The sequence below is a fragment of the Nitrosomonas sp. genome, from assembly GCF_019752415.1.
Taxonomy (GTDB): Bacteria; Pseudomonadota; Gammaproteobacteria; order Burkholderiales; family Nitrosomonadaceae; genus Nitrosomonas.
Window position 1 is genome coordinate 1 of record NZ_JAIEME010000082.1, and the last position, 8,227, is coordinate 8,227.

3 protein-coding genes are annotated in these 8,227 nt (G+C 51.5%); 1 reads left to right on the forward strand and 2 read right to left on the reverse strand.

Annotation, left to right across the window (positions count from 1 at the left end; all coding sequences use genetic code 11):
• Positions 1-94: 94 nt before the first annotated feature.
• Both K2P83_RS12300 and K2P83_RS12305 read right to left on the reverse strand, forming a co-directional pair.
• Positions 95-1,483 (reverse strand): RNA-binding domain-containing protein, encoded by a 1,389-nt coding sequence (locus tag K2P83_RS12300; RefSeq protein WP_292929601.1) that lies wholly within the window; start codon positions 1,481-1,483, stop codon positions 95-97.
• Between the two features lies 1 nt (position 1,484).
• Positions 1,485-4,283: a DEAD/DEAH box helicase family protein gene (locus tag K2P83_RS12305; protein WP_292929603.1), complete on the reverse strand. Its 2,799-nt coding sequence runs from the start codon at positions 4,281-4,283 to the stop codon at positions 1,485-1,487.
• A gap of 489 nt (positions 4,284-4,772) precedes the next feature.
• Between K2P83_RS12305 and treS the strand changes: the two genes are divergently transcribed.
• Positions 4,773-8,054 carry a maltose alpha-D-glucosyltransferase gene (gene treS / locus K2P83_RS12310; protein WP_292929605.1) on the forward strand — a complete coding sequence of 1,094 codons (3,282 nt, stop codon included), beginning with the start codon at positions 4,773-4,775 and terminating at the stop codon, positions 8,052-8,054.
• Positions 8,055-8,227: the final 173 nt, after the last annotated feature.

An 8,227-nucleotide genomic window follows, 5' to 3' on the forward strand; every position in this document is an offset into this window, starting at 1 on the left:
GGCGGTGAGCGGATTGCTGATGCCACCAGCCCAGAATTTGTTCCAGAGTTGATCGATCTTGGCTTTAAGTTCGGGGTTATTTTGCAACATAGATTTATTTGGCTTTATTTAATGTATTTAAAAGTGCCCGGCCGTTGCCGGTAATGCGATATTTCTGCAGTCGGCTGTTGGGTTTGCCGGGAATGGTGTATTCAATCAAGCCATCGGCGAGCATTTCGCGAATCCGCTCGTTCAATTTGCCGGAAACGCCCTTTTGTCCAATCGCTTGGGCAAGTCCCGATTTCGATAAGTCGCGCTGCGCCAGTTCCTGTAAAACACGCTGGCGAATCGACTCTGGCCCCGACTCTAGCCCCGACTCTAGCCCCGACTCTAGCCCTGATGTAGGTTTGATGAGGTTTGTTGGAGCGATGGGCTGGGCGTAAGGAAAAATGACACGCAAGTAGCTTTCCCGGATTTCAAAAGCCTGCTGACCATAGGCTTTAAGAATGCGCGGAACACCGGATCCCAGGTGTTCGACAATTTCCAAATCACGCAATACACGCATCAATTCTTTATTGCGGGGAACCGAGTAGCCACCGAAAAAATCCTTTTCGGTGACACCATAGGGCAAACCGCCCATGGAAGTGACTTCTACCCGATCTGCAAAAAACTCAACCTTGGGCGTTGCACCATAAGAGTAATCGTTATGCGCCACGGCATTGATGATCGCTTCGCGCATGGCGATGGAATCGATCATTTCCCTTTCCTTTCGCAGGGGATAGCCAATTTTAGTATAGACGGTATTTTCCACATTGACCCGATCCAGCATGGCTTTTAGCGCTTTGATCAGGGAGCAGCGGCCATAATCGCGATTCTCAATCAGATCGACCCGATCAGCGCCTGCGTATTTGGCGATTTGAAATGATGCGCTGTTTTCGTCGGCGAGCAGGTACGCGGCATAATTGGGCTTACCTTCGGGTGTGAGTAACTCCAGGTTTTTCATAAAGGCATTATTGAGATGCAAACCCTTGGCATCGTAATAGATCTTGAGTTGTTCAAAGGTCAGTTCATGACGCGGAGACTCGATGCGACCAATGGTATTGCGAATACGTTTACTGTAGAACGCTTCGATCATCTCCTGTGGCATGGGCTCAGAAGCGCTGCCGATTCTCAGGTAACAGCCTTTTCCGGTCATGCCATATTTTTTCAGGTAGTAAGGTTTTTCCAGGCCACCGGCGACGGTGATGCAGATAATATCTTTACCGTCACGTCTCTCATGCAAGATCTCAAACAGTCCCATGATGGATGGCCGGATATTGTTTTTCAGGCGATCTTTAATGATGAGTTGAATTTGATCGTAATTCTGCACACCGATGGCTTTACCATCATCATCGATGCCAATATAAAGTACGCCGCCTTCGCGGGCATTCAAAAAAGCGACCACCTCTTTTTCAAGATTGTCGGTTAGTTCGCGCTTATATTCGATGCGTTGATTTTCGTTCATATCACGCTACCAAGTTTTCGGTGAACTGTAATATTTCGTCGATCTCGGCCGGGCTGAACACGCCACGGATGCCTTGCGGATGGATAACCGTGAACGGTGCATTGATCAGGTCTTTCTTTTCCACTTTTTCGCGTTCTATGATGAATCTCTTCAGCAAGTTGAGGAATTCCATCTGCTGGCTGCTGAGCATCGTGTGAGCGCGGATGAATTGATCGAAGGCGGCGCTGACTTCATCCGGAAAGCTCTTGAGTGTTTCAATGCCCAAGATGTGCCGGATGAACTGGATAAAGCGCGCTTTTCGGTTTTTGTACACTTGGCGCAACAAGCCTTCGGTGATGTGCGGATGTTCCTCATGCAGCAGCTCGGCCAACGCCTTGGCTTCTCCTTCATTCACGGCTTCGCCGTTTTTGATTTTCAGCAGCACCGGGTTATGTTCGGTCAGCTTAGCAACCAAATCCTCGACCATTTCACGGTAGCGGGTAATGCTCACGGCTTCGTGCTGCGGACCGAATTCCACCCATTCCTTTTTGTGCAGTTCGTCGATCAGATCAAGGTGGGTTTGCTCCTGACCGGCGTTCGGTTCGCGAAATTTCATCAGTGGACCCAGTTTGGCGACCAGTTCGTCAAGCGCATCTTCGCCAACCTTGGCCCAGTAGTGGCTGGTTTGCGCAGCGCGGATCAGGGTTTCTTCCTGCCTCACGAAACTGACCGAAAGCGGCAGTTCGCTGATCTGTTCGACGATGCCTTCCATGAGGGTCTTGGCCTGTTCCTTATCTTCGTTCAGCACAGCCAGAGAATACTCCAGCAAGTCGCGCTCGAAACGCATGGCTTTGAAATCGGCTTCGGAAACCGTGCGGAACAACGGCTTGATTTCGGCACGCAGAAATTCCAGCCGGTCGTGGCTGAGGCTGATCCAGAAGTTTTCGTCTTCCAGCCGCGCCAGCGCAGCGGCGGCTTCCTTGATCACAACCGATTCTTTGGGTAGCGCAGCAATTTGCTGGCGCAGCTTGGCAACTTCGCGCGCGGCGATATCGGCATGGCTGCTGTCATTGGCCTTTTCGATCTTATCGAGCCGCAACCCCACCAGCCGGACCGGCAGCGGCAACTGGGCTTTCAGTTCCTTGCCTTTGGGATTGAGCTTGAAATACTCGAAGTTGTCCCAGCAGTCGAGGATCAGAAACACATCTTTTTCCAGGCACCAAGGCTTGGGTTTGCTGGTTTCCAGCAAGCGCGTGCCGCGCCCGACCATTTGCCAGAACTTGGTGTACGAGTACACCGGCTTGGCGAACACAAGATTGACGATCTCGCGCACATCGATGCCAGTATCGAGCATGTCCACGCTGATGGCGATACGCGGCATATCGTTGTGGGTGAATTGATCGAGCAGACCACCTTTTCCATAAACACGCGGATCGTCCGACACCAGCACCTTGGCCAATTCACCATGGTATTGCGGGTAGAGCTTGTCGAAGATTTCCTCCATGCGCCGAGCGTGGGCCTTGGTGGCGCAGAAGAAGATGGTTTTACCCGGAAGTACGCCGCTGGCATCCTTGATGGCTTCTTCCATGAATTCTCGGACGATCAGGGTGTTTGTGCCTTTATTGATCACCTGTTTTTCGAGCTGCGAGCCGTCGAAGTTGATTTCTTCAACTTCCTTGCCCTGCAGAATCAGCTTTTTCTGGTCTTCCAGCGTAATGGTGCGCTTGCTGATGCCCTCCATCTGGAACTTGGTCTGAATCTTCATGACCTGAAAGTTGCAGAGGTAGGGCGGCACATTGTTCACGGCTTCTTCAAAGGTGTAGGCAAAAGTCGGCAAACCGTCTTCACAATGAAAAAGCTGAAAGGTGTTGTGGTCGATGATGTCGGTCGGCGTGGCCGTTAGACCCAGCATGATGGTTTTGAAATAGTCGAGCACTTCGCCAAACGTGTTGTATATGGAACGATGGCTCTCATCGACGACAATGAAATCGAAAAAGTGCGGAGACAAATGTTGCGACTCGTCCCGAATGATGTTGAGCATGGTGGGATAAGTAGCGACATACACGCGACGGTCTGTGGCGAACAGCTTTTCACCTACATTGGGCCAGCGTGGCTCGTTGGGCATGTGCTCCTTGAAAGCCGCCAGTGCCTGATCGCGCAGCGCAATGCGGTCGACCAAAAACAGCACTTTCTCAGCATGACCCGCACGCATCAGTGCATCGACCATGGCAATGCAGGTGCGGGTTTTGCCAGTCCCAGTAGCCATCACCAGCAGAAAATCGCGCTTTTTCTGCTCAATGCCTTCGAGCACCGAACGGATGGCTCGGATCTGGTAATCGCGACCGGCAATCGAGGTGTTGATAAATTCCTGTGTCAGCGGTTTGCGATTGCGGCGGATGTAGGCGAATCGCTCCAGATCGTCGCGCGTCGGAAAACCGGCGACCTTCCGCGGCGGCGTATTTTCCAAATCCCAGAAATAGAGATCATGGCCATTGGTATAGAAGCAGAACGGCAACTCACCGTCCAGCTGCTTCTGGATGTTGTAGCAGTATTGCTTGGCCTGCTCACGGCCCAGGGCAGCATCCCGCGCGGTCTTTTTCGCCTCGATCACCGCGAGTGGTTTCCGGTCCTTACCAAGCAAAACATAATCGCTGAACTGATGCCCTTCATAACGCGTGCGCGGCTCGGCAACACCTTCCGGAAGCGGAGTCACAATATCGAATTCTTCAATGACCTGCGTTGGATCTTTGACATTCCAACCCGATTGCGCCAGCAACCTATCAATCAACTCCGAACGGGTTTGCGCTTCAGTTTTGGTCATGCAGCCACTTTCCCTGTTTTATACGCAAGATGAATGAATAAGTTCTCAAAATAATTTGAAAATATCTGAATATGACCTGTTGAGTCAATTTTACTTGGCTAGTGCAACCCATTGCGATCCCGCCGCCACACGGCTCACCCTCCTATCTTGGAATTCATTGAGTGGAGCACAACCCCACACCGCCTTGTATTGGACTTGAATGACAGGTTTTCTTGAGCACTGTTTTTCAAGTGCTTTTCTACTCCTCTACTATTCCGGATTGAACCAATTCAACTTTGTATCACTCGCATTAGTAATAAGCCGGTAATTTCAAAGATTCTCTGCATTTTCCGGTCTCTCTAATAAAAAACTAATAAACAGGATGTTACGGAATTAAGCCATCAACTTAACCATTGGGCTACCTTGCGATTGATCGGTGGCAGGTGGCAGGTTGTACGGCACCGGCATTAACACCGCCGCCCTGCAAGCTGAAACTTCTCTGAGGAAATTATGGATAACACAGACGATCCGTTATGGTACAAGGACGCCATTATTTATCAACTGCATGTGCGCGCCTATTGCGATAGTAACGGCGATGGTATCGGCGATTTTCCCGGTTTGACTTCCAAGTTGGATTACCTGAAAGATCTCGGTATCAGTGCGCTTTGGTTATTGCCATTTTATCCCTCCCCCTTGCGCGACGACGGTTACGACATTTCCAATTATCACGATATCCACCCCGATTACGGCACTCTGGATGATTTCAAATATTTTCTGGAAGAAGCGCACAAACGTCATCTGCGGATAATTACCGAACTGGTGATAAACCACACTTCGAATCAACATCCGTGGTTTCAAGCCGCGCGTAAAGCGCCGCCGGGATCGGTTGAACGGGAATTTTATGTGTGGAGCGATACGGTGAAACGCTACGAGAATACCCGCATCATTTTTACCGATTCCGAGAAATCCAACTGGGCTTGGGATGAAGAAGCAAAAGCTTATTACTGGCACCGCTTCTTTGCGCACCAGCCGGATCTGAATTTTGACAATCCGCATGTTATCGATGCCGTGCTGCACGCCATGCGTTTCTGGTTCGACATGGGTGTCGACGGCGTGCGTCTGGATGCCATTCCTTACCTGTGTGAGCGTGAAGGCACGGACAATGAAAACCTTGCGGAAACCCATGCTGTCATCAAGCAGCTGCGCGCCGACTTGGATAATCGCTACCAAGACCGCGTTTTCCTCGCGGAAGCCAATCAATGGCCGGAAGATGTGCGTGAATATTTCGGTGACGGCGATGAATGCCACATGGCTTTTCATTTTCCGCTGATGCCGAGAATTTTCATGGCAGTAGCGCAAGAAGATCGCCATCCGATCACTGAAATTTTGGACCAGACTCCCGAGATTCCGGAGAATTGCCAATGGGCGGTATTTTTGCGTAATCACGATGAATTAACCCTGGAAATGGTTACTGACCGTGAACGTGACTATATGTATGACACTTATGCAACCGATCCACGCGCGCGTATCAATCTGGGCATACGCCGCAGGCTGGCGCCGTTGATGGACGGCAGCCGCAGCAAAATCGAGCTGCTATGTAGCTTGCTGCTTTCCATGCCGGGTTCCCCCATTATTTATTACGGCGACGAAATCGGCATGGGGGATAACATTTATCTCGGCGACCGCAACGGGGTGCGCACACCGATGCAGTGGAGTCCCGACAGGAATGCCGGATTTTCCTGGGCCGATCCGCAGCGGCTTTATTTACCGCCTATCATGGATCCGCTGTACGGCTATGAAGCGATTAACGTCGAAGCGCAGTGCCGCAGCGCCAATTCACTGCTCAACTGGATGCGGCGGCTGATTGTGACGCGTACAGGCCATAAAGCATTTGGACGGGGCTCGATGACATTCCTGCACCCTGGCAATCGCAAGATACTCGCCTATTTGCGTGAGTATCAGGATGAGTGCATTTTTTGTGTCGCTAATCTGGCGAACAACGCCCAGCCGGTGGAACTCGAGCTTGCCGCTTTTAAAGGCCGCGTACCGGTGGAATTGCTCGGACGCACCGCTTTTCCAGCGATTGGCGAATTACCTTACTTGCTGAGTTTACCGGGTTACGGTTTTTACTGGTTCCGGCTGGCGGCTGATGTTGCAGCGCCTGTCTGGCACATCGATAAACTGCCGCGCGAAGAAATGCCGGTACTGGTCTTGCCTGAAAGCTTATTGGCGGCGTTCATCACCAAACCCGCCGGAGAGGTCAGCAGCGTGCTCGAAAGCAAAACCCGGCAACAATTGGAAAAAGTAATTCTGCCTCAATTCCTTGCGTCTCAGCGTTGGTACACGGGTGCCGGACACCGGATCGATCAATTGAATCTCGATTTGCATCATTCCTGGAAAACGGCTGACGGTAGAAGCTGGCTGCCCTTATTGATTAATATCCAGTTTGATACGGATATCGCGCAAACCTTTTTCCTGCCGCTCGGATTGCTGCTGGGTGAGACCGCCGACCAGCAATACCATGCCTTATCCCCCTGGATGTTAGCCAAAGTCAGGCAGCGCGCGCGCGAAGGCATTCTCTACGATGCCATCGGAGAAGATGCATTCTGCCAATTCCTGCTTGATGGCATTCATGCGGCAACGCGCCTGCCATTCGCATCCGGCGAGATGGTTTTCGCCAATATCTCCGCACTCGCGGAACTGCCGGAAGCGCTCGCGATCAACCGGCCAGCGGTAAAACAAAGCAATACTGTCATCGTCTACGGCGAGAGCCTTATTCTGAAAATTTACCGCCGGATACAGGCAGGGATTAATCCGGAACTCGAAATCGGACGCTTCCTGACCGAAGTATCGCCGTGCGAAAATGTTGCGCCCTTTGTCGGCAGCCTGGAATATCAAAGTGGAGACAGCACAACAGCCATTGCGGTGCTGCACCGCTATATTCCTAACCAGGGCACGATGTGGGATTACACTCAGGAATATCTGGATCGCTGCCTCAAGTCCTGCATCAATGAACCGGATCAAGCATGCGAGCCGTCACTACACGCCGGTTATCAATCGCAAATGACCTCGCTTGGCACGTGCACGGCCGGTTTGCATTCCGCGCTTGCCAAAACTACCGGAGATTCCGCGTTCGATCCGGAAGCCGTGCCATTCAGTGAATTCTTAGCGCAACTGCAACCATTGCGCACGATTCTTGAGACTGTCCCTTACCCGCTTTCACCTGATACCGTTCAACGGCTATGTGACGTCTGCGGCAGAATAGCCGGGCACCTTGCAACGCTGCAATCCCATTCCCGCCGGTTGGTTGTCAGCCGCATTCACGGCAATTTCCATCTCGATCAAATATTGATGGCGCATAACGACTTTGTCATTATCGATTTCGAAGGTGATCCCAGTCAGCCATTGGCAGCACGGCGCGCGAAGAAGCTGCCAATAGCCGATGCCGCGAGCTTGTGCTTTTCGCTTTGCTTGGCCGCATCACAAGCGCAACAGCGGCATTTGGCCGAATACGCCGGGCACGGCGAATTATTTGCAGCCAGCGTACGATTGTGGCTGACGGTTTCCGCGGAAGCTTTCCTTGGCGGATATTGCAGTGCAATCGCCGGTTGCTGTACACATCCCGGTGAACCGGAACTGACCGGGCATTTGCTTCAACTTTTTTTAATGGAAAAATTATTTTCTGGAATCAATGATATGAACAATGATGAAGCAGCGCTGATGGAAGCTTCTGCGCTGATTCTGCTTGACTTGATTGAGCAAACCGCACTATTTTCTATAGGCGATGGATAAGTCGAATCGACCGAATCCACTACTCGAACAAACCGGTAAATGCAACATCACCACCCCGGTTCAGCACCAATCCAAAACAAACCGGCCAACACGAAATCAGCCAGCATACAGGCCGCCGATAAACAATGAACGTGACTGGGATCCGGTCCGCACTGATATGAAAAGACAACACC

Bases quoted from the DNA above. Each gene is read 5' to 3' on its own strand.
- K2P83_RS12305 (WP_292929603.1), bottom strand. From the start codon at position 4,283: ATGACCAAAACTGAAGCGCAAACCCGTTCGGAGTTGATTGATAGGTTG.
- treS (WP_292929605.1), top strand. From the start codon at position 4,773: ATGGATAACACAGACGATCCGTTATGGTACAAGGACGCCATTATTTAT.
- K2P83_RS12300 (WP_292929601.1), bottom strand. From the start codon at position 1,483: ATGAACGAAAATCAACGCATCGAATATAAGCGCGAACTAACCGACAAT.